This window comes from Streptomyces sp. NPDC001513, assembly GCF_042894695.1.
Classification (GTDB): Bacteria; Actinomycetota; Actinomycetes; order Streptomycetales; family Streptomycetaceae; genus Streptomyces.
The window spans coordinates 107,254-131,323 of sequence record NZ_JBIAVU010000007.1; the positions used below are offsets into that span (position 1 = coordinate 107,254).

Genomic DNA, 24,070 nt, shown 5'->3' on the forward strand with positions numbered 1-24,070 from the left:
GTTCGGTGGACAAGCACGAAGGTCGTGATGCCGGAACGATCCGGCTGGACGACCCCTGGTACGACGCGCTGGCCGTCGGCTGGGGCGAAGGCGAGGAAACGTCCCCGCCGCGCCCGGTCCCCGGCGGAAGCCCCGCGCACGGCGCATCCGACATCTACCTCGAAGTGCAGCGCAGCGCCGCCTTCCAGGAGGTCCGCAGCCGCTACCGCGGGTTCGTCGTCCCCGCGACCGCCGGCTTCTTCCTCTGGTACGTCGCCTACGTGGTCGCCGCCACCGCCGCACCCGCACTGATGGCCCGGCCCGTGGTGGGCGCGGTCAACGTGGCCATGCTGGCGGGGCTCGGACAGTTCCTCACCACCTTCCTGCTGACCTGGGCCTACGCCCGGCACGCGCGACTGCGCCGGGACCGGGCCGCGCTCGATCTGCGCTGGACCGTCTTCGAGCAGGAGCGCGACCAGGAGCGGATCCGGGCGAGGAGGGCCGGCCGGTGACCACCGAACACCAGACCCTCGCGCTGATCCTGTTCAGCGTCTTCATCGCGGTGACCCTGGGCATCACCACCTGGGTCAGCCGGAACCGGCACGGATCGGCCGAGGAGTTCTACGCGGGCGGCCGGCTGTTCTCCCCGATGGAGAACGGTTTCGCCATCGCCGGCGACTACATGTCCGCCGCCTCCTTCCTCGGCATCTCCGGCCTGATCGCCCTCTTCGGCTACGACGGCATGCTCTACTCGGTGGGATTCCTCGTCGCCTGGCTGGTGGTGCTGTTCCTGGTCGCCGAACTGGTCCGCAACTGCGGACGCTTCACCCTCGCCGACGTGGTCGCCGCCCGGATGAGCGAGCGCCCGGTGCGGATCGCGGCCGGCACCTCCTCGGTCGTCGTCTCCGTGCTCTACCTGGTCGCGCAGATGGTCGGCGCGGGCAGCCTGGTCGGCCTGCTGCTCGGCAATTCGAGCGCGGCGGCCCGGACCCTGACCGTGATCGGGGTGGGCGCACTGATGGTGGTCTACGTGTCCTTCGGCGGGATGCGGGCCACCACCTGGATCCAGATCGTGAAGGCCGTCCTGCTGATGGGCGGGGCGATCACCCTGACCGTGCTCGTGCTGCTGCGCTTCCACGGGGACTTCGACCAGCTGCTCACCAGCGCCGCCGACCGCAGCGGGCACGGGTCCAGGTTCCTCGGCCCCGGCCTCAAGTACGGCGGGGACTGGACCGCCCGCGTCGACTTCATGAGCCTCGGCCTCGCGCTGGTCCTCGGGACCGCCGGTCTGCCGCACATCCTGTCGCGCTTCTACACGGTGCCCACCGCGCGGGCGGCGCGCCGCTCCGTGGTGTGGGCGATCGCGCTCATCGGCGGCTTCTACCTGATGACCATCGTGCTCGGCTTCGGGGCGGCGGCGCTGGTGGGCCCGGACGAGGTCCGTGCCTCCAACGCCTCCGGGAACACGGCCGTTCCGCTGCTCGCGGCCTTCCTCGGCGGGGGCGCCGAAACCACCGGCGGCGCGGTGCTGTTCGCCTTCGTGGCGGCCATCGCCTTCGCCACCATCCTGGCCGTGGTGGCCGGCATCACCCTGGCCTCCTCGGCCTCCGTCGCCCACGACCTGTACGCCTCCCTCAAGCGGCGCCGCGCCAGGCAGCGCAGCGAGGTCTCGGTGGCCCGGGCCGCGGCCGTCGGCATCGGGGCGGTGGCCATCGCCCTCGGACTGCTCGCCCAGGACCTCAACGTGGCGTTCCTGGTGGGTCTGGCCTTCGCGGTGGCGGCCTCGGCGAACCTGCCGGTGCTCCTGTACTCGCTGTTCTGGCGCGGCTTCACCACGCGGGGAGCCGTCTGGTCGGTGTACGGGGGCCTGGTTCCGTCGGTGCTGCTGGTCCTGGTCTCGCCAGTGGTGTCGGGCAGCCCGGAATCCCTCTTCCCGGGCGTGGACTTCCAGTACTTCCCGCTGCAGAACCCGGGGATCGTCTCGATCCCGCTCGGGTTCCTGGCGGGCTGGCTGGGCACGGTCACCTCGGACGAGGAGCCGGACGAGACGAAGCACGCGCAGACGGAGGTCCGCTCCCTGACCGGCGCCGGAGCGGTCTGAGCGCCGTCAGGCCGGCCCCTCCGACGGGAGCCAGGTGTAGCGGTGCTCCGGGCGGCCGGTCTCGCCGTAGCGCAGGGCCAGGGTCACGCGGGCGGTGCGTTCGAGCAGTTTCACGTAGCGCTGGGCGGTCTGGCGGCTGATGCCCGCACGGTCGGCGATCTGCTGGGTGGACAGCGGGCCCTCCGCGGAGCGCAGGACCTGGCGGACCAGTTCCGCGGTGGTCGGGGAATGGCCCTTGGGGAGCTCGTTCGCGGGCCCCGCGGCGGCGAGGGCGCCGAAGATCCGGTCCACCTCGGCCTGTTCGGCCTCGCCGCCCGTCTCCAGGGTGCGGCGCAGCGCCCCGTACGCCTCCAGCCGGGTGCGCAGCCCGGCGAAGGTGAAGGGTTTGACCAGGTACTGGAGGGCGCCGAGGCGCATCGCGGCCTGCACGGTGGCGAGATCGCGGGCGGCCGTGACCATGATCACGTCGGTGTGGTGGCCGAGCTGGCGCAGGCGTCGGACGAGGTCCAGGCCGTTCTCGTCGGGGAGGTAGTGGTCGAGGAGGACCAGGTCCACCGCCCGGGAGGTGAGGAACTCCAGGGCCTCGGCCGCCGAATGGGCCTGCGCCGTCACCCGGAAACCGGGAACCTTCGCCACGTACGCCGCGTTGATCCGGGCAACACGCATGTCGTCGTCGACGACCAATACGTGGATCGGGGTCCCGTTCACCGCCTTGTTCACCGCTTCGTTCATCGCAGGGCCTCCGGGAGTACGACGGAGAATTCCGCCCCTCCGTCCGCTGCTTCACCGGCCCGGGCGCTGCCGCCCTGCCGCTCCGCGAGGCGGCGTACGAGGGCGAGGCCCAGCCCCCGCTCGCGGTGGGCGCTGGGCTGCTTGGTCGACCAGCCCTCGGTGAAGATCTCCTCGCGGCGTGCGGTGGGGACCCCGGGGCCGCTGTCGCGCACCCGGAGCACGGCGGTGCGGCCCTCCGCGCGCAGCTCCACCTCGACCAGGGGCGCCGCCGAACCGGCGGCGGCGTCCAGGGCGTTGTCCACCAGGTTGCCCACGATCGTGACGAGGCCGCCCGGGTCCACCAGGCGGTCGGGGAGGAGGGTGGTTGCGGCCAGCCGCAAGGGGACGCCGCGTTCGGCCGCGACGGTCGCCTTGCCCACGAGAAGCGCGGCCAGCAGCGGGTCGCGGACCTTCTCGGTGACCTGTTCGGCGGTCGTGCGGTGCACGTCGGCGACCTCGGTGACGAACTCCACCGCCTCCTCGTGCAGGCCCAGTTCCAGCAGGCCGAGGAGGGTGTGGAGGCGGTTGGCGTGCTCGTGGTCCTGGGCGCGCAAGGCGTCGATGAGGCCCCGGGTGGAGTCGAGTTCGCGGCCGAGGCGTTCCAGCTCGGTGCGGTCGCGCAGGGTGGCGACGGCGCCGCCGTCCTCGGTGGGCATGCGGTTGGCGACCAGCACGCGGGAGCCCTGGACGGTGAGCAGGTCCCGGCCGGTGACGCGGCCCGCCAGCACGTCGGCGGTGCGGCCGGCGCCGAGTACGTCGTCCAGGGGGCGTCCCGCCAGGGTGCCGGCGGAATCCGGGGCGAGCCCCAGCAGCCGGGCGGCCTCGTCGTTCACGAGCCGGACCCGGCCCTCGCGGTCGAGGGCGATGACGCCCTCGCGGATGGAGTGCAGCATCGCCTCGCGCTGGGCGAGCAGGCCGGAGATGTCGGAGAAGGCCAGGTCCCGGGTCTGGCGCTGGATCCGGCGGGAGAGCAGATAGGCGGCCAGGGCGCCCGCGGCCAGGGCGCCGCCCGCGTAGGCGAGCAGGCCCGGGATGGCGCCCAGCAGCCGGTCGCGGACGCTGTCGTAGGCGATGCCCACCGAGACGGCGCCGACGATCTCGCCGTCGGCGGCGACCAGCGGGACCTTGCCGCGTGCGGAGCGCCCCAGGGTGCCGTCGTCGATCTCCATGACCTCGCGGCCCGCCAGCGCGGCGCTCGGGTCGGTGGAGACCGGCAGTCCGATTCGGTCGGCGCTCGGGTGCGAGCGGCGGATGCCGTCCAGGTCGAGGACGACCACGTACTCGGCCCCGGTGGCCCGGCGGATCCGCTCGGCCGAGGACTGTACGGGGCTGTCCGGCGAGGCTCCGGAGTCCAGGAGGTCGGCGGCCAGCGAGGGGTCGGCCGCGGCGCTCTGCGCGATCGCCAGGGCGCGCCGCATCGCCTGGTCGTCGAGCTGAGCGCTCAGCGGTGCCAGGAAGAGTCCGGTTGCCAGGACGGCGACCCCGGCGGCGATGGCCAGCTGGGTCAGCAGGATCTGGGAGACGGCCCGTCTGGGCAGCCCGAGGCGCCGAGCGCTCATGAGGGGGAACCGCATGGGCAGCAACGGTAGGCCGGACCCAGCGGGAGCGGAACGCCTGCGCCGAGCTTGTCGGGTTCGCCACTTCTGTCATGTTCAGGCCGTGGCGCGCGGTTCACCGCGGGTGCGGAGGCCCTACGGCATCGGCTGGGGCGGGCGGGGCCCGTGGTACTGCCCGCTCGGCCGCATCCGCAGCGGCCGCTCCTGGTACTCCTCCAGGGCGTGTGCCATCCAGCCCGCCGTCCGGGCCACCGCGAAGACCGTCTCCCCGGCCTCCGCGGCCATCCCGCACGACACGGTCAGCACTGCCAGCGCCAGATCCACATTGGCGTGCAGCCCGCCCTGCCGGGCCGTCACCGCGGCCACCTCGCGTGCCGCGCCGAGGGCGGGGGCGGCCTGTTCCAGTCCCTCCAGCCGGGCGAACAGTGCTCGCGCCCGCGGGTCCTCGCCCTGGTACAGGCGGTGCCCGAGCCCCGGGACCCGGCGCCCGGCCCGCAGGTACTCCGCCACCACCGGCGCCGCCCCGCCCTGTTCCATCACCTCCACCAGCATCCGGTGCGCGAGCCGCCCGGCCGCGCCGTGCAGCGGCCCTTCGAGCGCACCGAGCCCGGCGGACACCGCCGCGTACGGATGGGCCCGCGCCGAGGCGGCCACCCGTACGGCCAGGGTCGAGGCGGCCAGGTCGTGGTCGACCAGCAGCGCCAGCGCCAGGTCGAGCACGGCCAGGGCGTCCGGGTCAGGCTCCTCGGCCGTCAGCCGGGACCAGAGCTGCCGGGCGATCCGGCCGTCGCCGGCCCACGGGGCCGCGCCCACCGTGGGGAGCGCGCCGACCAGCGTGGGAATCAGGCAGCGCGCGGAGCCGAGTACCGCCTCCTCGGACAGGTCGAAGCGCAGCGGGTCCGCCACCGCGGCGGCGGCCACCGCCACCCGCAGCCGGTCGATGGGGCCGCCGTGGGCCGGCAGCGCGGCCACGGCCCGCCGGGCCGCCGCCAGTGCCTCCGGGGGAGCGGTGAACCGTGCCCCCCGCGCCACGGTCCCGGTCCACAGCCACTCGGCGACCTCCTCGTAGCGGTACTCCGAGGCCAGCGCCACGGCGTCCACGCCCCGGAAGTAGTACCGGTCCGGCTCGATGAGGGTGAGCGCCGTACGGACGGAGAGTTCCCCGGCGGGAGCCGCCGCCTCGCGCCGGCTCCGCCGCGCCAGCGCCTCCACCTCGGCCGCGTCGAAGCTGCTGCCCCGGCCGGCCGGATCGCGTCGGCTGCCGAGCTGGCCCCGGCTGACGTACGCGTACACCGTCGCCGGTTTCACGCCGAGTACCCGCGCCGCCTCCTGTGTGCTCAGCCTGCGCCCGCCGTCCCTCTCGTCGCTCATGACGGACACCCTACAGATGGATTGGTATGTTGATTCAATCAATATTGACAAGGATTCAATCCATCATGGATGGTCGATCCATGAACACCACCGACAGCACCATCGAAGGACCGCGCGGCCTCGCGGGGGTCGTGGTCACCGAAACCGAGCTGGGCGATGTCCGGGGCCGTGAGGGCTTTTACCACTACCGCCAGTACTCGGCCGTCGAGCTCGCCGCCCGCCGCAGCTTCGAGGACGTCTGGCACCTGATGTTCCGCGGCACACTGCCCGCCGACGCCGCCGGGCGGGCCGCCTTCACCGCCGAGACCGCCGCACTGCGCCGGCTGCCCGAGGAGGTGCGCGACGCGCTGCCCGGCCTGGCCCGGGCCACCCGGCTCTCCGGTCCGCTCGCCGGACTGCGCACCGCCCTCTCGCTGCTCGGCGCCTCCGCGGGCTTCCGCCCGGTGTACGACCTGGACCCCGCCCGCCGGGCCGCCGACGCGCTGGCCGCCTGCGCCGCCGTACCGACCCTGCTGACCGCGCTGCACCGGCTCGGGCAGGGGCTGGAGCCCGTCGAGCCGCGCGAGGACCTCCCGTACGCCGCCAACTACCTCTACATGCTGACCGGCCGTGAGCCCGGCCCGGTCGAGACCCGCGCGGTCGAGCGGTACCTGATATCCACCGTCGACCACGGCTTCAACGCCTCGACCTTCACCGCCCGCGTCATCGCCTCCACCGGCGCCGACGTCGCCGCCTGCCTCACCGGGGCGATCGGCGCGCTCTCCGGCCCGCTGCACGGCGGCGCACCCAGCCGCGCCCTGGACACCCTCGACGCCATCGGCACCGTGGACCGGATCGGGCCGTGGATCCGCGAACGGGTCCTGGCGGGCGACCGGATCATGGGCTTCGGCCACCCCGTCTACCGCACCGAGGACCCGCGCTCGCGCATGCTGCGCGAGATCGCCCTCCAGTTCGGCGGGCCCCTCGTGGACTTCGCCGTCGAGGTCGAGCGCCAGGTCGAGGAGATCCTCGCCGAGCTCAAGCCCGGCCGCGAGCTGCACACCAACGTGGAGTTCTACGCGGGCGTGGTCATGGAGCTGTGCGGGCTGCCGCGCGAGATGTTCACCCCGACCTTCTGCGCGGCCCGCGTGGTCGGCTGGAGCGCGAACATCCTCGAACAGGCCGCCGATTCGAAGATCATCCGCCCTGCCGCCCGGTACAGCGGCCCCACCCCGCCCCAGCCCGTGCCGTTGATCGACTGATCGACCTGCGGAGCCTGGCTACGATCGACAGGGTGAACAGCAGGCAGCCCATCCCCGTCATCGTCCTCGCCGGATTCCTCGGATCCGGCAAGACCACCGTGCTGAACCACCTCCTCGCCGGCCGCGGGGGCACCCGGATCGGGGTCGTCGTCAACGACTTCGGATCGATCGAGATCGACGCGATGTCGGTGGCCGGACAGGTCGGGGACTCGATGGTCTCCCTCGGCGGCGGCTGCCTGTGCTGCGCCGTCGACGGCAGCGAGCTGGACGCGTACCTGGAGAAGCTCTCCGCCCCCGTCCACCGCATCGACGTGATCGTCATCGAGGCGAGCGGGCTGGCCGAGCCCCAGGAGATGATCCGGATGCTCATGGCCAGCGAAAACCCCGCCATCCGCTACGGCGGCCTGGTACAGGTCGTGGACGCGGCCGAATTCGACGCGACGCGGGACACACACCCGGAGACCGACCGCCACCTCGCCGTCGCGGACCTGGTGGTGCTCAACAAGACCGACCGCGTCGACGTCGGCGAACGGGCCCGGATCGAGAGGGAACTCGACGCGCTCTGCGCCCCCGGCACCCCGGTCGTGGGCGCCGACCACGGGCGGATCGACCCGGACCTGCTCTTCGACCGGCGCCCCTGGACCGAGACCCGGGGGCAGCTCTCCTTCGAGGACCTCCTCGCGGAGGCCGACGGCCACGACCACTGCACCCACGCGCACGCCGTCTACGAGAGCACGGAGTTCGCCTCCGGCCAGGCACTCTCCCCGCGCCGGTTCATCGACTTCCTCGACCGGCGGCCGGCCGGGCTCTACCGGATCAAGGGCTTCGTGTGGTTCGGCGTCCCGGGCCACGAGGAGAAGTACGAGGTCCACGCGGTCGGCCGGTTCCTCCGCTTCGCCCCGCAGCCCTGGGGGCGGGGCGAAGCCAGGCTGACGCAGCTGGTCCTGATCGGCTCCGGCACCGACGGCCCGGGGCTGGTACGGGAGTTGGAGGCCTGCCGCGAGGAGGCCCCGCAGAACGCGTCACCCGAGAGCATGTGGGGCGTGCTGCGGTACGTCGCCGAGCACCGGCCCGCGGCCGGCCCCGAAGCAGGGGCCGAGCCTGAGCCCGACCTCGAAGCCGAGGTCGAGGCCGTCTGATGAGCTGACCGGGACACCGGCCCGTCCCGCTCAGGCCGCGGGAACCGTCTCGCGCAGGAAGCCGATCAGCAGGTCCGTCACCGCGGCGGGCCGCTCCAGGCTGGGGAGATGCCCGGCCCAGGGCAGTTCTACGTGCCGGGTGTCGCCGAGGAGCCCCGGCAGCCGGGCCGCGATCTGCCGGAAGTCCGCCAGGTCGAGGCCGCCCGAAACCGCCAGACCGGGCGCCTTGACCGCCGACAGGTCGATGTCCACGTTCTTGCGCCCGGCCCCCTCGGGAGCGGCCAGTTGCACCTCGAAGGCACGCCGCTGCATCGCACGCACCTCGTCCCGGACCGCTTCCTCGGCGTCCGGCCCCAGGAAGGTGTCCACGTTCAGCTCCACGGCCCCCGCGATGTCACCCGCCTCGATCAGCGCGTCCTCCCGCTCGCCGAACGCGCGCAGCTCAGCGCTCGGTTCGTGCCCGGGCAGCCCGGAGCACAACAACGCCAGGGCGGACACCCGCTCCGGACGGCGTGCGGCGATCTCCACGGCAACACGCCCGCCGTACGAGGAGGCGATCAGCGCCGCCTGCTCGATGCCGAGGGAGTCCAGCAGGTCCAGCACGTCCTCCGCGTCGTTGTGACGCCGGCCCGGCAGGAGGCTCTGGCCGAAGCCCCGGAAGTCGCAACGCACCACCCGGTATCCGGCATCGACCAAGGCCTGCCACTGCGGATCCCACATCCGTCGGTCACAAACGGCGGAGTGCAGCAGCACCACCGCGGGGCCGTCTCCGGCTGCGTCGTAGGCAAGGGTCATGCGCAGACCCTAGGCGACCTCGACGCCGTACTCACGCAGCAGGTCCTCCAGGCCGCCCCGGTAGCCCTTGCCGCCGATCACGAAGTCCCAGTCGCCGTTCGCCCGACGGCGGAACGAGCCGAGCACCAGCGCCGTCTCGCCGGCCCGTCCGTCGGAGACGTCGAGCCGGCCCAGTTCCTCCCCGCCGGCCGACAGCAGGCGGATGTGGGCGTCGGTGAACCCGGCGAGGTCGGCGTGCGGGTCGACCTCCGGATCGATGGCGGCCACCAGGACCAGGCGGTCGGCCTGCACCGGCAGGGCGTCGAAGGAGACCTCCAGCGCAGCCTTGTCGGGCATCGCGTGCTCCCGGGCCCGGACCGAACCATCCGGGGTGCGCGGGTTGTTGAAGAAGACGAAGTGGTCCTCGCTCAGCACCCGGTTGCCCGTGCAGACCAGCGCGCACACGTCGAGGGCAACCGACCCCGACCAGGACATGCCGAGCACGTTGTGGTCCGCCGGGGGCGCAGGCTCCGGCGCCCGCCGCGCCGGTCCGCCGCCGAGGCGGCCGCGCAGCCCGTACTGGTGCAGCAGTTCCACGAGCTTGTCGCCGGGAACCAACTCCAACGGCTTGCCGTTGGAGAAGGTGTACGACGTCGGCCCGAAGGACGAGGTGGTGACCAGCACCCCCTTGTTCGCCCCCTTGTCCTGGACCGTGCCGTACAAGTCCCTGACCGCCGTGGGTGGCACGGTGTTCCGGTAGCGCTTGACCTGTACCACGATCCGTCCGCCCGTGATCGGGGAAGGGTCGTTCGCCTCGATGTCCACACCGCCGTCGCCGGACCGCTGGGTGGTCACCGCCTCCATGCCCATCGCCCGGAACAGCTCCGCCACCAGGTTCTCGAAGGCGATCGGGTCCATCACGAAGAGGTCCGGCTCGCCGTCGCCCGCGTGCCCGCCGTGGCTGACGACTCCTCCGCCGACCTGGTCGGGCCGGCGCCCGGGACGCACCGCCGTCAGCTGGTCGGGCCGCGCCGACAACTGCCCGCCCAGTCCCGAGACGAGACAGTCCACCGCGCTGACCTGCTCCAGCCGCAGCCCGGCGAATGCGCTGCGCTCCGCCGGCACGGTCGAGAGAACGAAGCGTGCCTCCTGCCCCGTCACCGGATCGTGGCAGTCCACGAAGCCGTTGACCACGACCGAGTCCAGTACGCCGAACTCGTCCGCCGCGTACAGCTCGCGCACCACCAGCAGCACGCACTGCGCCAGCAGGTCCCGGTACAGGGCCCGGCGTTCCGTGACCGGGCGCGGCTTCACCTTGTCCTGGTCCGTGCTCGGCAGGTACTGCACGGCCCGGGCCTCCGGCACGACCGCATACCCGGGAAGCTCCCAGTCCAGTACCAGCTGGCGCGCGGCGGGATCGTAGGCGGCGGCCACCTGGCGGGGCAGCGCCTCGGGCCAGGCCTTCGAGGCGTACAGGGCTGCCGAGAAGTACTCCACCGCCGCCTCGGCATCGCCCATGCGCAGCGCGTCGGCCAGCTCGGTGAGCCCGCTGTTGTGCGCCCGTACCCCGGCGAGTTGTTCCGCCGCCCACCGGTCGTACTGCTGCCGGTACGCGGCCAGTTGCTGCTGCCGCTGCGCCTCCGCGGCGTTCGCGGCCTGCCAGGCCTGCGTGTACCGGGCGTGCGCATCCCGTTCCGCCTGCGCCCGGTGGTTCGAGCCGAGAGTCCAGCCGCTGCTCTGCCGCTGGAAGTCCTCGATGCGTGGCATCGGCACCGGCTGGGCCAGGGCCCCGGGGTCGAAGGGCTCCAGCCGGTCGGGCCGGGCCAGGTCGGTTATCCGGAACGCCGGTGCCCGGCAGCCCGCGGCCAACAGGCGCTTGAGGGCGGTGACCTCGGCGTCGAGCTGTGCGGTGCGCCTCAGGGCCTCCGCCTCGCGGTACTGCCGGTGGCTCCGGTTCGCGTCCCGTTCGTAGGTACGCTGCCGACGCTCGGCCTCCCGCTGCTGGATCAGCTGCGTCTGCTGCTGACGGCGCTGCGCCTCCGCCCAGTTCCCGATCAGTCCGCTGCCCGCTCGACGGCTCATCAGCTCTGTGTTCTCCCGCCCCACCCGACAGTGCCAAGAGGGAAAACACTAGTCGCCATTCGGGTGGTACGTCCCCCGGACGTACCACCCGAATGACCGCGTACTTCCTACAGCGCGGCGCCCGCCAGCGCCGCGACGGACGCGGGCAGCGCCGCACCCGAGCCGTCCCGGCGCGGGTCCACGGCCGGGAGCTCCGCCGGAGTGCCGTTCGCCGCCGCCGCGCGGACGGGGGAGCCGCCCGCCCAGGCCAGTACGAGCACGTCCTCGCCCTTCAGGAACCGCTGGCAGCGCACACCACCGGTGGCCCGGCCCTTGCGCGGGTACTGGTCGAAGGGCGTCAGCTTCCCGGACAGCAACGAGTCGTCCAGCGTGCCGTGCGCGCCCGCCACGGTGAACACCACCGCGTCCCGGCCGGGGTCGATCGCCGAGAAGTGGATCACCTTGGCGTTGTCGGCGAGCTTGATGCCCGCCATGCCGCCCGCCGGACGGCCCTGCGGACGCACCTGGCCCGCCGGGTAGCGCAGCAGCTGGGCGTCGTCGGTGATGAAGACCAGGTCCTCCTCGCCCGTGCGCAGCTCCACCGCGCCGACGATCCGGTCACCGTCCTTGAGGGTGATGACCTCCAGCTCGTCCTTGTTGGCCGGGTAGTCCGGCACGACGCGCTTGACCACTCCCTGCTCGGTGCCCAGCGCCAGGCCCTGCGAGGACTCGTCCAGCGAGATCAGGCAGATCACCTTCTCGTCCGCCTCCAGCCCGGACAGGAACTCCGAGACCGGGGCGCCGCCCGCCAGGTTCGGCGCGGCGTGCGTGTCCGGCAGCTGCGGCAGGTCGATCACCGACAGCCGCAGCAGGCGCCCGTACGAGGTGACCGCGCCGACGTCGGCCCGGGCGGTGGCCGCGACCTGCGAGACGATCAGGTCGTGCTTGGCACGGGAGCCGCCCTCCTCCTCCGGCAGCGCCTCGCCGTTCGCCGTGCGCGCCAGCAGGCCCGTCGAGGACAGCAGCACCCGGCAGGGGTCGTCCGCGACCTCCAGCGGGACCGCGGCGACCGCGGTGCCCGCCGACTCCAGCAGCACCGTACGGCGCTCGGTGCCGAACTTCTTCGCGACCGCGGCCAGTTCCGTGGAGACGAGCTTGCGCAGCTCCGTGTCGGAGTCCAGGATCCCGGTGAGCTCGTCGATCTCGCCGGTCAGCCGGTCGCGCTCGGACTCCAGCTCCAGCCGGTCGAACTTGGTGAGCCGGCGCAGCGGGGTGTCCAGGATGTACTGCGTCTGGATCTCGCTCAGCGAGAACCGCTCGATCAGCCGGGCCTTGGCCTGCGCGGAGTTCTCGCTGTCGCGGATGAGCCGGATGACCTCGTCGATGTCGATGAGCGCCACCAGCAGGCCCTCGACCAGGTGCAGCCGGTCCCGGCGCTTGGTGCGGCGGAACTCGCTGCGCCGCCGGACGACCTCGAAGCGGTGGTCGAGGTAGACCTCCAGCAGCTCCTTGAGGCCCAGGGTCAGCGGCTGCCCGTCCACCAGCGCCACGTTGTTGATGCCGAAGGACTCCTCCATCGGCGTCAGCTTGTAGAGCTGCTCCAGCACGGCCTCCGGGTGGAAGCCGTTCTTGATCTCGATGACCAGGCGCAGACCGTGCGAGCGGTCGGTGAGGTCCTTGACGTCGGCGATGCCCTGGAGCTTCTTCGCGCCGACCAGGTCCTTGATCTTCGCGATGACCTTCTCGGGGCCGACCGTGAAGGGCAGTTCCGTGACGACCAGGCCCTTGCGGCGCGCCGTCACGTTGTCCACGGCCACCGTCGCGCGGATTTTGAAGGTGCCGCGCCCGTTCTCGTAGGCGTCCTTGATGCCCGAGAGGCCGACGATCCGGCCGCCGGTGGGCAGGTCGGGACCCGGCACGAAGCGCATCAGCGCCTCCAGGTCCGCCTGCGGGTGGCGGATCAGGTGGCGGGCGGCCGCGATGACCTCGCCGAGGTTGTGCGGGGGCATGTTGGTGGCCATGCCGACCGCGATCCCGGACGCGCCGTTGACCAGCAGGTTCGGGTACGCGGCGGGCAGTGCCACGGGCTCCCGCTCCTGGCCGTCGTAGTTGGCGGTGAAGTCGACGGTGTCCTCGTCGATCGACTCCGTCATCAGCGACGTGGCGTCGGCCATCTTGCACTCGGTGTAACGCATCGCGGCCGGCGGGTCGTCGTTGCCGAGCGAACCGAAGTTGCCGTGGCCGTCGACCAGCGGCAGCCGCATGGAGAACGGCTGGGCCATGCGGACGAGCGCGTCGTAGATCGAGGCGTCACCGTGCGGGTGGAGCTTGCCCATGACCTCGCCGACGACACGGGCGCACTTCACGTAGCCGCGGTCGGGGCGCAGCCCCATCTCGTTCATCTGGTAGACGATGCGGCGGTGCACCGGCTTCATGCCGTCCCGGGCGTCGGGCAGGGCGCGGGAGTAGATCACCGAGTACGCGTACTCGAGGAAGGAGCCCTGCATTTCGTCGACGACGTCGATGTCGAGGATCTTCTCCTCGAAATCCTCCGGCGGCGGGGTCTTCGTGCTGCGGCGGGCCATCGCTGCGCGGCTCCTTAACCAAGAATGGGGTGTGCTGGGTGTCTGGCGGGACTGCTGGGGTCTGGCTGGGTCTGGCCGGTCTTGCCGGGTCGGGCGGGTGTCCGGACGGGGTATGACGCGGACCATTGTGGCCCGAGGCACCGACAACGCCGACTCCGACCCCGGGGGAGTGACCCGGGAACTTATCCGGTGGTCGACGCGCTTGCATACAGTGGCAGGTCTGACAGAAATCTCTGCATCGCGATCGAAGGGACCACATGCCCATGGGTCACACGGCCACAGCCCAGGCCGGCTCCGGCGGCCTGACAGCGACCGAGCACCGGCTGGCCAACGGCCTGCGCGTGGTGCTCTCGGAGGACCACCTGACCCCGGTCGCCGCGGTCTGCCTCTGGTACGACGTCGGTTCGCGCCACGAAGTCAAGGGGCGTACCGGCCTTGCTCACCTCTTCGAGCACCTGATGTTCCAGGGTTCGGCGAGCGTCCCCGGCAACGGCCACTTCGAACTGGTCCAGGGAGCCGGCGGCTCCCTCAACGGCACCACCAGTTTCGAGCGCACCAACTACTTCGAGACGATGCCGACCCACCAGCTGGAGCTCGCGCTCTGGCTGGAGGCGGACCGGATGGGGTCGCTGCTGGCCGCCCTGGACGACGAGTCCATGGAGAACCAGCGCGACGTCGTCAAGAACGAGCGCCGCCAGCGGTACGACAACGTCCCGTACGGCACGGCCTTCGAGCGGCTCACGGCCCTGGCGTACCCCGAGGGCCACCCGTACCACCACACCCCGATCGGCTCCATGGCCGATCTGGACGCCGCCTCCCTGGAGGACGCGCGCACCTTCTTCCGTACGTACTACGCGCCCAACAACGCGGTGCTCTCGGTCGTCGGTGACATCGACCCCGAGCAGACGCTCGCCTGGGTCGAGAAGTACTTCGGCACCATCCCGGCGCACGACGGCAAGCAGCCGCCCCGCGACGGCTCGCTGCCCGACATCATCGGGGAGCAGCTGCGCGAGGAGATCGTCGAGGAGGTCCCGGCGCGGGCGCTGATGGCCGCCTACCGGCTGCCGCACGACGGCACCCGCGAGTGCGACGCCGCCGACGTGGCGCTGACGATCCTGGGCGGCGGGGAGTCCTCGCTGCTCCACAACCGGCTGGTGCGCCGCGACCAGACGGCCGTCGCGGCCGGCTTCGGCATGCTGCGCCTGGCCGGCGCGCCCTCGCTGGGCTGGCTGGACGTCAAGACCTCCAGCGGTGTGGAGATCCCCGCCATCGAGGCGGCCGTGGACGAGGAGCTCGCGCGGTTCGCCGCCGAGGGCCCGACGGCCGAGGAGATGGAGCGGGCCCAGGCGCAGCTGGAGCGCGAGTGGCTGGACCGGCTGAGCACGGTGGCCGGCCGCGCTGACGAACTGTGCCGCTTCGCGGTGCTCTTCGGCGACCCGCAGCTGGCGCTGACCGCCGTCCGGCGCGTCCTCGACATCACCGCCGAGGAGGTGCAGGCCGTGGCCGCGGCCCGACTGCGCCCGGACAACCGCGCGGTGCTCGTCTACGAGCCGATCGCGGCAGACGACGACGAGAACGACGAGTCCGACGAGAACGAGGGGGCGGAGCAGTGAGCGACACCGCAGCCGTCACGATGACCTTCCACCCGCGCCCGCAGGCCGGCGAGCCGCAGCCGTGGGCCTTCCCGGCCCCCGACCGCGGGGAGCTGTCCAACGGGCTGACCCTGCTGCGCTGCCACCGGCCGGGCCAGCAGGTGATCGCGGTCGAGGTCAACCTCGCCGCCCCGCTCGACGCGGAGCCCGCGGGCCTGGACGGCGTGGCGACCATCATGGCGCGGGCGCTCTCCGAGGGCACCGACAAGCACTCCGCCGAGGAGTTCGCGGCCGAGCTGGAGCGCTGCGGCGCCACTCTCGACGCGCACGCGGACCACCCGGGCATCCGGGTCTCCCTGGAGGTCCCGGCCTCCCGGCTGGCCAAGGCGGTGGGCCTGCTCGCCGAGGCGCTGCGCGCCCCCGCCTTCGCCGACGCCGAGGTGGACCGCCTGGTCCGCAACCGGCTCGACGAGATCCCGCACGAGCTGGCCAACCCCCAGCGCCGTGCCGCCAAGCAGCTCTCCAAGGAGCTGTTCCCGGCGTCCCTGCGGATGTCCCGGCCGCGCCAGGGCACCGAGGAGACCGTCGCCCGGATCGACTCCGGCGCCGTACGGGCCTTCTACGAGGCCCACGTACGCCCCGCCACCGCCACCGCGGTGGTCGTCGGCGACCTGACCGGCATCGACCTGGACGCCGTGTTGGCGGACACCCTGGGCGCCTGGACGGGCAACACCGCCGCGGCCCTCCCGGTGCCGCCGGTGACCGCCGACGACACCGGCCGCGTGGTCATCGTGGACCGCCCCGGAGCGGTCCAGACGCAGCTGCTGATCGGCCGGATCGGGCCGGACCGCCACGACCAGGTCTGGGCGGCCCAGGTGCTGGGCACGTACTGCCTTGGCGGCACCCTCACCTCCCGCCTGGACAAGGTGCTGCGCGAGGAGAAGGGGTACACCTACGGCGTGCGCGCCTTCGGCCAGGTGCTGCGCTCCACCGCGGACGGCAAGGGCGCCTCGATGCTTGCCATCAGCGGCTCGGTGGACACCCCGAACACCGGTCCGGCGCTGGAGGACCTCTGGAAGGTGCTGCGCACCCTCGCGGAGGGCGGTCTGACCGATGCCGAACGCGATGTGGCCGTACAGAACTTGGTGGGCGTGGCCCCGCTGAAGTTCGAGACGGCGGCCTCGGTCGCCGGCACCCTGGCCGACCAGGTCGAGCAGGAGCTGCCGGACGACTACCAGGCGCAGTTGTACGCGCGGCTGGCGGAAACGGGCACGGTGGAGGCGACTTCGGCGGCCGTGAAGGCCTTCCCGGCGGACCGCCTGGTCACGGTCCTGGTGGGCGACGCGGCAGTGATCGAGGAGCCGGTGCGCGCCCTCGGGATCGGGGACGTCACGGTCGTCACCAACTGACCTGTCGGTGACGGCCGACTGACGGCCGACCGACGGATCGCGCAGGGGCTCTGGCGGGCTTATCCGCTGGGGCCCCTTTTGTCCGTTTAGCGGCTAGGTTGCTTGTATGGGGTGTGGCGTACGCAACAAAAAGGCGCGTCTGTTTGGCGATTGACTGATGATCCGCCTAGCGTCAATCCCGCTGTCCGTCAGTTGTGCCCGCCGCATCCGCGGCACCGGACAGCGATCGCCGAGTCCCCGTCAGGCGCGAGCCTGGGGAGCCGGGGACCCACATGAGTCCCTGGGGTGAATCGGACCCCCTCGCAAGAGGAGGCCCGTAGGAGACCTTCCTGCTCCGAACCCGTCAGCTAACCCGGTAGGCGAGAAGGAAGGAAAGGATCAAACCCTTCATGGCGTTTGGCAGTCGTCCCGCTGGTACCGGTAAGCACCGTGGCTCCAGCCGCCTGAGCAAGAAGACCGCCGGCTACGCCGGTATCGCCGCGATCGCCACCACGGGTGTCGTCGGCTCCCTCGCCGCCCCGGCCTTCGCCGCGGACAACCACAGCAGCTCCGCCCCGGAGAACGGGCTGGGTGCCGTGGTCGTCGCCGAGGACCTCGCGGGTGACATCGCCGACCAGGCCGATTCCCAGCAGCGCGCCGCCGAGCACGCCGCCGCCAAGGCGCAGGCGGAGGCGGAGGCCAAGCAGAAGGCCGCCGAGTCCAAGCGCCTCGCCGAGGCCAAGGCGAAGGCCGAGCGCGACGCCGCCGAGCGGGCGGCCCGCGAGGAGGAGCGCAAGCGCCTCAACACCTTCGTCGCCCCGGTGGACGGCTCGTACGTCAGCACGCAGTACCACGCGGGCGGCGGCATGTGGTCCTCCGGCAGCCACACCGGCATCGACTTCCACGCGGCCTCCGGCACCTCGGTCCACGCGGTGGGCTTCGGCACCGTCGTCGAGGCCGGCTGGGGCGGCGCGTACGGCAACAACGTCGTGATCAAGCACAACGACGGCACCTACACCCAGTACGGGCACATGACCTCGCTGAACGTCTCCGTCGGCGAGCAGGTCACCCCGGGCCAGCAGATCGGCCTGTCGGGCTCCACCGGCAACTCCAGCGGCCCGCACCTGCACTTCGAGGCCCGCACGGGCTCGCAGTACGGCTCGGACATCGACCCGATCGCGTACCTGCGCTCGCACGGCGTCAGCCTCTGACCCCGTCCGCACCTTTTCCGAAGGCCCCGGCTCCCCGAGCCGGGGCCTTCGTGTTGCGTCCCTGTGTTGCGTCCCTGTGCAAATGTTTCGCATTTCCGGCCGCTCTCGGAAATTATCGTGTGTTGCAATAGAGTCGCAGCACGCGCATGTGCGTGCAATGAGGCTGGCAGTCGGAAATAGGCGGAGGTTCGGTCTTGCGTATTCCTGCGCACGCGGTATGCACAGCAATCCGCGACGACATCGTCTCCGGGGCGTTCGAGCCGGGCGGCCGGCTGACCGAGGAGGTGCTGGCCCGCCGGTACGGGGTCTCGCGCGTCCCGGTCCGCGAGGCGCTGCGGACCCTGGAGTCCGAGGGCTTCGTGACCACCCGGCGCCATGCGGGGGCCTGTGTGGCCGAGCCGACCGAGCAGGAGGCCGTGGACCTCCTGGAGGTACGGATGCTCCTGGAGCCCCTGGCGGCCGCCCGGGCCGCCCGGCGCCGTACCGAGGCGCACCTCAAGGTGTTGCGCGGGCTGGTCAGGCTGGGGCAGGAGCGGGCCAGGCGGGGCCAGGGGGAGGATCTGCGGTCCCTGGGCGGTTGGTTCCACGAGACGCTCGCCCAGGCCTCCGGCAGTCCCGGGCTGATCGCGCTGCTCACGCAGATGCGGCACAAGGTGGCGTGGATGTACGTGGTGGAGGCGCCGGTGCGGCCGGTGGAGTCCTGGGCGGAGCACGGGGCGATCGTGGACGCGGTGGCGCGCGGGGACGCGGAGCGGGCGCGGGCGCTGACCGCGCTGCACGCCGACCGCGCGGCGGGGGCGCACCGGCTGCGGCTCCGTCCGGCGGTGAGCACTTCGCAACCTGCCGTAAACATGTCGAGCGGCCGGCATTAACAGGAGCCGTATACAAAGGGTGGCGTCGCATGAATTCGCCGTGCAGGGGTGGGGCGAATTTATGGCGTGAATTCACCCTGCCGCTGTGCGGTGAATTCCCGTGGAGCTGAATTCCGGAGCGCCGGGATTCGGGCGGGGCTGTTTCCCGCCGCGGTGCTCCGATTCCCGTGCGAACGACGAAGCCGCGGCCCCGGAGGATCGGGGGCCGCGGCTTCGCCGTGCGTGACGCATGTGACGCATGTGATGCGTGGTGCGCGTGGTGTGCGCGGGGTCGAACCCGAAGGGTCAGACGGTCTCGGGGAGCTCCTCGAGACCCTCGGCGACCAGCTTCGCGAGGCGGTCCAGCGCGGCGTCCGCACCCTCGGCCTCGGAGGCGAGGACGATCTCCTCGCCGCCCTGGGCGCCCAGGCCCAGGACCGCCAGCATGGAGGCGGCGTTGACGGGGTCGCCGCCGGACTTCGCGATGGTCACCGGGACGCCGGAAGCGGTCGTCGCACGGACGAAGATCGAGGCGGGACGAGCGTGCAGGCCCTCGGCCCAGCCGACGTTGACGCGGCGCTCTGCCATGGTGATGCCCTTCAGGTTCTTACGGTTGTCTAGACCAGTCTCTCACGGCGCCCCGAATGCTCCTACCGACCTTCGGCCCGGATCCACCGCCGTTCGACCTCCCCCAGCTTGCACTCATTTGTCCCGGGTTGCCTCATGCGCCGCGCGGGGGTTGCGCGGCCCCTCCCGGCCTTAAGGTGGCCCCATGACCATCGAGTCGGACCCCTCGTACCCGGCCCACTGGGAAGCCGATGTCGTCCTGCGCGACGGCGGCACCGCCCGGATCAGGCCCATCACCACCGAGGACGCGGGCCGGCTCGTCAGCTTCTACGAGCAGGTCTCCGACGAGTCGAAGTACTACCGCTTCTTCGCCCCCTACCCCCGGCTCTCCGACCGCGACGTGCGCCGCTTCACGCACCACGACTACGTGGACCGGGTCGGCCTCGCCGCGACCATCGGCGGGGAGTTCATCGGCACCGTCCGCTACGACCGCATCGGCCCCGACGGCCGGCCCGCCTCCGCGCCCGCCGACGAGGCCGAGGTCGCCTTCCTCGTCCAGGACGCCCACCAGGGCCGCGGGGTCGCCTCCGCCCTCCTCGAACACATCGGGGCGGTGGCCCGGGAGCGCGGCATCCGCCGGTTCGCCGCCGAGGTGCTGCCCGCCAACTCCAAGATGATCAAGGTGTTCACGGACGTCGGCTACCAGCAGAAGCGCAGCTTCGAGGACGGCTCCGTCCACCTCACCCTCGACCTCGAACCCACCGCCGAGTCCCTCGCCGTGCAGCGCGCCCGCGAACAGCGCGCCGAGGCCCACTCGGTGCAGCGGCTGCTGGCCCCCGGCTCGGTCGCCGTCATCGGAGTCAGCCGCTCCGGCGCCGGCGTGGGCGCCGCCGCACTCCGCAACCTGCGCGACAGCGGCTTCCACGGGCACCTCTACGCCGTCAACGAGGCCGTCACGCGCGATCTGCTCGACGGCGTACGGGCCTACCGCTCCGTCGGAGCCATCGACGCCCCCGTCGACCTCGCCGTGATCGCCGTACCCGCCGAGCGGGTTCCCGACGCCGTGGCCGCCTGCGGCGAGCACGGGGTGCAGGGGCTCGTCGTCCTGTCCGCCGGATACGGGGAGAGCGGCCCGGACGGACTCGCCCGCCAGCGCGAACTCGTACGGCAGGTGCGCTCGTACGGGATGCGGCTGATCGGACCCAACGCCTACGGGGTGATCAACACCGCGCCGGAGGTGGAGCTCAACGCCTCGCTGACGCCCGCGCCCATGCCGATGCGGGGCCGGATCGGCCTCTTCACGCAGTCCGGGGCGATCGGCATCGCCCTGCTCTCCGCGCTCCTGCGGCGCGGCGAGGGCCTGTCCTCCTTCGTCTCCGCGGGGAACCGGGCCGACGTCTCCGGCAACGACATCCTCCAGTACTGGTACGACGACGAGACCACCGACGTCGCCCTGCTGTACCTCGAAACCCTCGGCAACCCGCGGAAGTTCACCCGCCTCGCCCGCCGGACGGCCGCGGTCAAGCCGGTGGTCGTCGCCAAGGGCGGCCGGCACACCCCGGCCGGACACGTCGTCCCCGGCACCAGGCTGCCGGAGGCGACCGTCTCCGCCCTGCTGCGGCAGGCCGGAGTCATCCGGGTCGACACGGTCACGGAGCTGGTGGACGTCGGCCTCCTGCTGGCCGCGCAGCCGCTGCCCGCCGGGCCGCGGGTCGCCATCCTCGGGAACTCCGAGTCCCTCGGGATCCTCACCTACGACGCCTGCCTGGCCCAGGGCCTGCGGCCGCTGCCGCCGCTGGACCTGACGACGGCGGCCGCGCCGGAGGACTTCCGGGCCGCCCTGGCCGCCGCCCTCGCCTCCGACGACTGCGACGCGGTCGTGGTCACCGCCATTCCCTGGGTGAGCGAGCACGCACTGGCCGACGACCTGGCCGACGCGCTGCGGGAGGCCGTGGCCGAGGTCCCGGGCAAGCCCGTGGCGGTGGTGCACGTGGAGCTCGGCGCGCTCGTCGAAGCCCTGTCCGCCACGCGGGGCCTGCCCCACCCGGCCCCGTCCCGGACCCGGGACGCCGCCCCGGACCCCGCACCCCAGGACCCGGCGGGTCCGGTTGCGGCCCGCCCGGCGTCCGAGGACCGGATCCCCAGCTACCCCGCCGCCGAACGGGCCGTACGGGCCCTCGCCGAAGCCGTCCGGTACGGGCAGTGGCGCCGCGGCCTCGCCGAGGGCGGGTACGTCCCCGAGTTCGAGGACGTGGACGAGGCCGGGGCGGCGGACCAGCTGGCCGGGCTGCTGGCCGACGTCGACGAGGGAGCCGCGCTGACCCTGGCGGAGTGGGACGCCCGCGCGCTGCTCGCCCGGTACGGGATCACCGTCCGCTCCGCCCTGCCCGCGCCCAGCGCCGACGCGGCGGTCCGGGCCGCCGCGATCCTGGGCTACCCGGTGGCCCTCAAGACCACCGCCCCGCACCTGCGCCACCGCGCCGACCTGGGCGGCGTACGGCTCGACCTCGCGAACGAGGCCGGGCTGCGGCGCTCGTACGAGGAGCTCACCGACCTGCTCGGCAAGCCGGCCGAGCTCCAGCCGGTGGTCCAGGCCATGGTGCCGCGCGGGGTCGACACCGTCGTCCGCTCCGTCATCGACCCGGCCGCGGGCGCCGTCCTCTCCTTCGGGCTCGCCGGAGTCGCCTCCGAGCTGCTCGGCGACACCGCCCACCGGCTGGTTCCGGCCACCGACCGGGACGCCGCCGGACTGATCCGTTCCATCCGGGCCGCACCCCTCCTCTTCGGCTGGCGCGGCAGCGATCCCGTGGACACCCCCGCCCTGGAGGAACTGCTCCTGCGGCTGTCGCGCCTGGTGGACGACCACCCCGAGGTGATCGGGGTCTCCCTGGAGCCCGTCGTGGTCGCGGCCGAGGGCCTCTCGGTGCTCAGCGCCACCGTCCGCGTCGCGCACCCGCCCGCCCGCGGCGACCTCGGCCCGCGCACCCTCCCCAGTTACTGAGCGAGTACGACGCGGCCTGGGGGCCCCGTACGGGCCTTAGGATGGACCTCATGGCGAAATCCGGTACGACGACCCAGGGGCTGCGCACGGCGATCGAGCGCAGCGGCTACTACCCGGCCCTCGTGGCCGAGGCCGTGGAGGCCGCGGTGGGCGGCGAGCCGATCTCGTCGTACCTGGTCCACCAGGAGACGACCTTCGACTCCAACGAGGTGCGCCGCCACGTCACCGTGCTGGTCCTCACCGGCAACCGCTTCATCGTCAGCCACACCGACGAGCAGGCCGCCGACGCCGGGTCCCCGTCCCCGTACGCGACCACCTCCACCGAGTCGGTCAAGCTGTCCAGCATCTCCTCCGTGGTGCTGAGCCGTGTCGTCGCCAACCCGGAGTCCTACACCCCGGGCACACTGCCCCGCGAGGTCGTCCTGACCATCGGCTGGGGCGCGGTCTCGCGGATCGACCTGGAGCCGGCCGCCTGCGGCGACCCGAACTGCGACTCGGACCACGGCTACACCGGCAACTCCACCGCCGACGACCTCAGCCTGCGGGTCAGCGAGGCCGGCGACGGCCCCGAGGCGGTGCGCCAGACCCTGGTCTTCGCACAGGCGCTCTCCGAGGCCACAGCGGCGACCTCCTCCACCCCCGCCCGCTGATGGCGTACTCCGTCGCGCAGGAGTGGCCCGAGCCGGAGCTGCTGGACCTGGCCGGCGCCCCCGTTCCGGAGTACGGCACCGGGTCCCTCGCCGACCTGCTGCCCACGCTCGTGGCCGGCCAGGGCGTCCCCGGTTTCACCGCCGCCATCGCCGAGCTGACCCCGGCCGACCGGAACTGCGTGTTCCTGGTCGACGGCATGGGCTGGGAGCAGATCAAGGACCACCCGGACGAGGCCCCGTACCTCACCTCGCTCCTCGGCAGCTCGCGCGGCGGCACCGGCCGCCCGATCACCGCGGGCTTCCCGGCGACCACCGCCACCTCGCTGGCCTCCGTCGGTACCGGCCTGCCGCCCGCCCGGCACGGCCTGCCCGGCTACGCCGTGCGCAACCCGGCCACCGGCGAGCTGATGAACCAGCTCCGCTGGCACCCGTGGACCTCGCCCAAGCCCTGGCAGCCGTACCCGACGGTCTTCCAGCTGGCCGACAAGGCCGGAGTGGCGACCGCCCAGGTGTCCTCGCCGACCTTCCAGACCACCCCGCTCACCAAGGTCGCGCTGAGCGGCGGCACCTTCCTCGGCCGGATGACCGGCGAGGAGCGGATGGACCTGGCGGCCGACCGCCTCGCGGCCGGTGACCGCTCCCTCGTGTACACGTACTACAGCGAGCTCGACGGGGCCGGCCACCGCCACGGCGTGGACTCCGACGCCTGGCGCGGCCAGCTGATGCTGGTCGACCGGCTGGTGCAGCGGCTCGCCGAGCAGCTGCCGCCGCGCACCGCGCTGTACGTGACCGCGGACCACGGCATGGTCGACGTCCCGCTCGACGAGGACGCGCGGATCGACTTCGACGAGGACTGGGAGCTCGGCGCCGGCGTGGCACTGCTGGGCGGCGAGGGCCGGGCCCGGCACGTGTACGCGGTGCCGGGCGCGCAGAACGACGTACTGACCGTGTGGCGCGAGGTGCTCGGCGACCGCTTCTGGGTCGCGAGCCGCGAAGAGGCCCTGGAACTGGGCTGGTTCGGCGTGCCGGGGGAGTGCGACGAGCGGGTGCTGGGACGCATCGGCGACGTGGTCGCGGCCGCCCAGGCCGATGTCGCGATCACCGCGTCGCGCAACGAGCCGAACGAGTCCGCCCTCGTCGGCATGCACGGCTCCATGACCGCGGCGGAGCAGCTGGTCCCGCTGCTCGAAATCCGCTCCTGACCCTTCCGTCCCTTCCTCCCCTCCCGCACT

At 72.6% G+C, this 24,070-nt stretch carries 18 protein-coding genes and 1 riboswitch; of the genes, 11 read left to right on the forward strand and 7 right to left on the reverse strand.

Annotated elements, in window-relative coordinates; translation table 11 throughout:
• Window positions 1-5: 5 nt before the first annotated feature.
• A complete protein-coding gene (locus ACFYZ4_RS17335; protein ID WP_351292677.1) occupies window positions 6-491 on the forward strand; it encodes a DUF485 domain-containing protein in 486 nt (161 codons plus the stop codon).
• Window positions 488-2,080 carry a cation acetate symporter gene (locus ACFYZ4_RS17340; protein ID WP_351292679.1) on the forward strand — a complete coding sequence of 531 codons (1,593 nt, stop codon included), beginning with the start codon at window positions 488-490 and terminating at the stop codon, window positions 2,078-2,080. The genes ACFYZ4_RS17335 and ACFYZ4_RS17340 overlap by 4 nt, the downstream gene beginning before the upstream one ends.
• Window positions 2,081-2,086: 6 nt before the next feature.
• Here the strand turns inward: ACFYZ4_RS17340 and ACFYZ4_RS17345 are convergent, their stop codons facing one another.
• The 3 genes from ACFYZ4_RS17345 to ACFYZ4_RS17355 all read right to left on the reverse strand — a co-directional run bounded on the left by ACFYZ4_RS17345 (window position 2,087) and on the right by ACFYZ4_RS17355 (window position 5,778).
• A complete protein-coding gene (locus ACFYZ4_RS17345) occupies window positions 2,087-2,812 on the reverse strand; it encodes a response regulator (RefSeq protein ID WP_351292681.1) in 726 nt (241 codons plus the stop codon).
• The gene (locus ACFYZ4_RS17350; RefSeq protein WP_390784259.1) at window positions 2,809-4,410 is read right to left on the reverse strand and encodes an ATP-binding protein; all 1,602 of its coding nucleotides are present in this window, start codon (window positions 4,408-4,410) and stop codon (window positions 2,809-2,811) included. Before ACFYZ4_RS17350 ends, ACFYZ4_RS17345 begins: the two co-directional genes overlap by 4 nt.
• A 132-nt stretch (window positions 4,411-4,542) precedes the next feature.
• Window positions 4,543-5,778, reverse strand: a complete 1,236-nt coding sequence (locus ACFYZ4_RS17355; protein WP_351292685.1) for a citrate synthase — start codon at window positions 5,776-5,778, stop codon at window positions 4,543-4,545.
• Window positions 5,779-5,858: 80 nt separating this feature from the next.
• Between ACFYZ4_RS17355 and ACFYZ4_RS17360 the strand changes: the two genes are divergently transcribed.
• Window positions 5,859-7,019, forward strand: a complete 1,161-nt coding sequence (locus ACFYZ4_RS17360) for a citrate synthase (protein ID WP_384340723.1) — start codon at window positions 5,859-5,861, stop codon at window positions 7,017-7,019.
• A gap of 32 nt (window positions 7,020-7,051) precedes the next feature.
• On the forward strand, window positions 7,052-8,158 hold the full coding sequence (locus ACFYZ4_RS17365; RefSeq protein ID WP_351292689.1) for a GTP-binding protein: 1,107 nt from the start codon (window positions 7,052-7,054) through the stop codon (window positions 8,156-8,158).
• A gap of 30 nt (window positions 8,159-8,188) precedes the next feature.
• On the opposite strand, the gene ACFYZ4_RS17370 is transcribed toward ACFYZ4_RS17365, so the two are convergent.
• From ACFYZ4_RS17370 to ACFYZ4_RS17380, 3 genes are all read right to left on the reverse strand, one after another.
• Entirely contained in the window at window positions 8,189-8,953 is a 765-nt protein-coding gene (locus ACFYZ4_RS17370) for an alpha/beta hydrolase (RefSeq protein WP_351292691.1), read from the reverse strand.
• A 9-nt stretch (window positions 8,954-8,962) separates the two neighbouring features.
• Entirely contained in the window at window positions 8,963-11,014 is a 2,052-nt protein-coding gene (locus tag ACFYZ4_RS17375) for a restriction endonuclease (protein WP_390784260.1), read from the reverse strand.
• 107 nt (window positions 11,015-11,121) lie between these two features.
• Complete coding sequence (locus ACFYZ4_RS17380) at window positions 11,122-13,578, reverse strand: DNA topoisomerase (ATP-hydrolyzing) subunit A (protein ID WP_390784261.1); 2,457 nt, start codon at window positions 13,576-13,578, stop codon at window positions 11,122-11,124.
• A 263-nt stretch (window positions 13,579-13,841) separates the two neighbouring features.
• Between ACFYZ4_RS17380 and ACFYZ4_RS17385 the strand changes: the two genes are divergently transcribed.
• From ACFYZ4_RS17385 to ACFYZ4_RS17400, 4 genes are all read left to right on the forward strand, one after another.
• Entirely contained in the window at window positions 13,842-15,191 is a 1,350-nt protein-coding gene (locus tag ACFYZ4_RS17385) for a pitrilysin family protein (RefSeq protein ID WP_351292695.1), read from the forward strand.
• Window positions 15,192-15,211: 20 nt separating this feature from the next.
• Window positions 15,212-16,579 carry a pitrilysin family protein gene (locus ACFYZ4_RS17390; protein WP_351292739.1) on the forward strand — a complete coding sequence of 456 codons (1,368 nt, stop codon included), beginning with the start codon at window positions 15,212-15,214 and terminating at the stop codon, window positions 16,577-16,579.
• A 217-nt stretch (window positions 16,580-16,796) separates the two neighbouring features.
• Window positions 16,797-16,956: riboswitch (cyclic di-AMP (ydaO/yuaA leader) on the forward strand.
• A gap of 12 nt (window positions 16,957-16,968) precedes the next feature.
• Complete coding sequence (locus ACFYZ4_RS17395; RefSeq protein ID WP_362855565.1) at window positions 16,969-17,769, forward strand: M23 family metallopeptidase; 801 nt, start codon at window positions 16,969-16,971, stop codon at window positions 17,767-17,769.
• 194 nt (window positions 17,770-17,963) lie between these two features.
• On the forward strand, window positions 17,964-18,641 hold the full coding sequence (locus ACFYZ4_RS17400; RefSeq protein WP_351292698.1) for a GntR family transcriptional regulator: 678 nt from the start codon (window positions 17,964-17,966) through the stop codon (window positions 18,639-18,641).
• A gap of 285 nt (window positions 18,642-18,926) precedes the next feature.
• Here ACFYZ4_RS17400 and ACFYZ4_RS17405 read toward each other — a convergent pair whose 3' ends face one another.
• Window positions 18,927-19,208, reverse strand: coding sequence for an HPr family phosphocarrier protein (locus ACFYZ4_RS17405; protein ID WP_030012489.1), 282 nt, complete (start codon window positions 19,206-19,208; stop codon window positions 18,927-18,929).
• A 184-nt stretch (window positions 19,209-19,392) separates the two neighbouring features.
• Between ACFYZ4_RS17405 and ACFYZ4_RS17410 the strand changes: the two genes are divergently transcribed.
• From ACFYZ4_RS17410 to ACFYZ4_RS17420, 3 genes are read left to right on the forward strand one after another with little or no spacing between them, the layout of a single operon-like run.
• Window positions 19,393-22,188 (forward strand): GNAT family N-acetyltransferase, encoded by a 2,796-nt coding sequence (locus ACFYZ4_RS17410; RefSeq protein ID WP_390784262.1) that lies wholly within the window; start codon window positions 19,393-19,395, stop codon window positions 22,186-22,188.
• Window positions 22,189-22,238: 50 nt separating this feature from the next.
• Window positions 22,239-22,838 carry a DUF5998 family protein gene (locus ACFYZ4_RS17415; RefSeq protein ID WP_030009684.1) on the forward strand — a complete coding sequence of 200 codons (600 nt, stop codon included), beginning with the start codon at window positions 22,239-22,241 and terminating at the stop codon, window positions 22,836-22,838.
• A complete protein-coding gene (locus ACFYZ4_RS17420) occupies window positions 22,838-24,040 on the forward strand; it encodes an alkaline phosphatase family protein (RefSeq protein ID WP_390784263.1) in 1,203 nt (400 codons plus the stop codon). Before ACFYZ4_RS17415 ends, ACFYZ4_RS17420 begins: the two co-directional genes overlap by 1 nt.
• The last annotated feature ends 30 nt before the right edge of the window (window positions 24,041-24,070 follow it).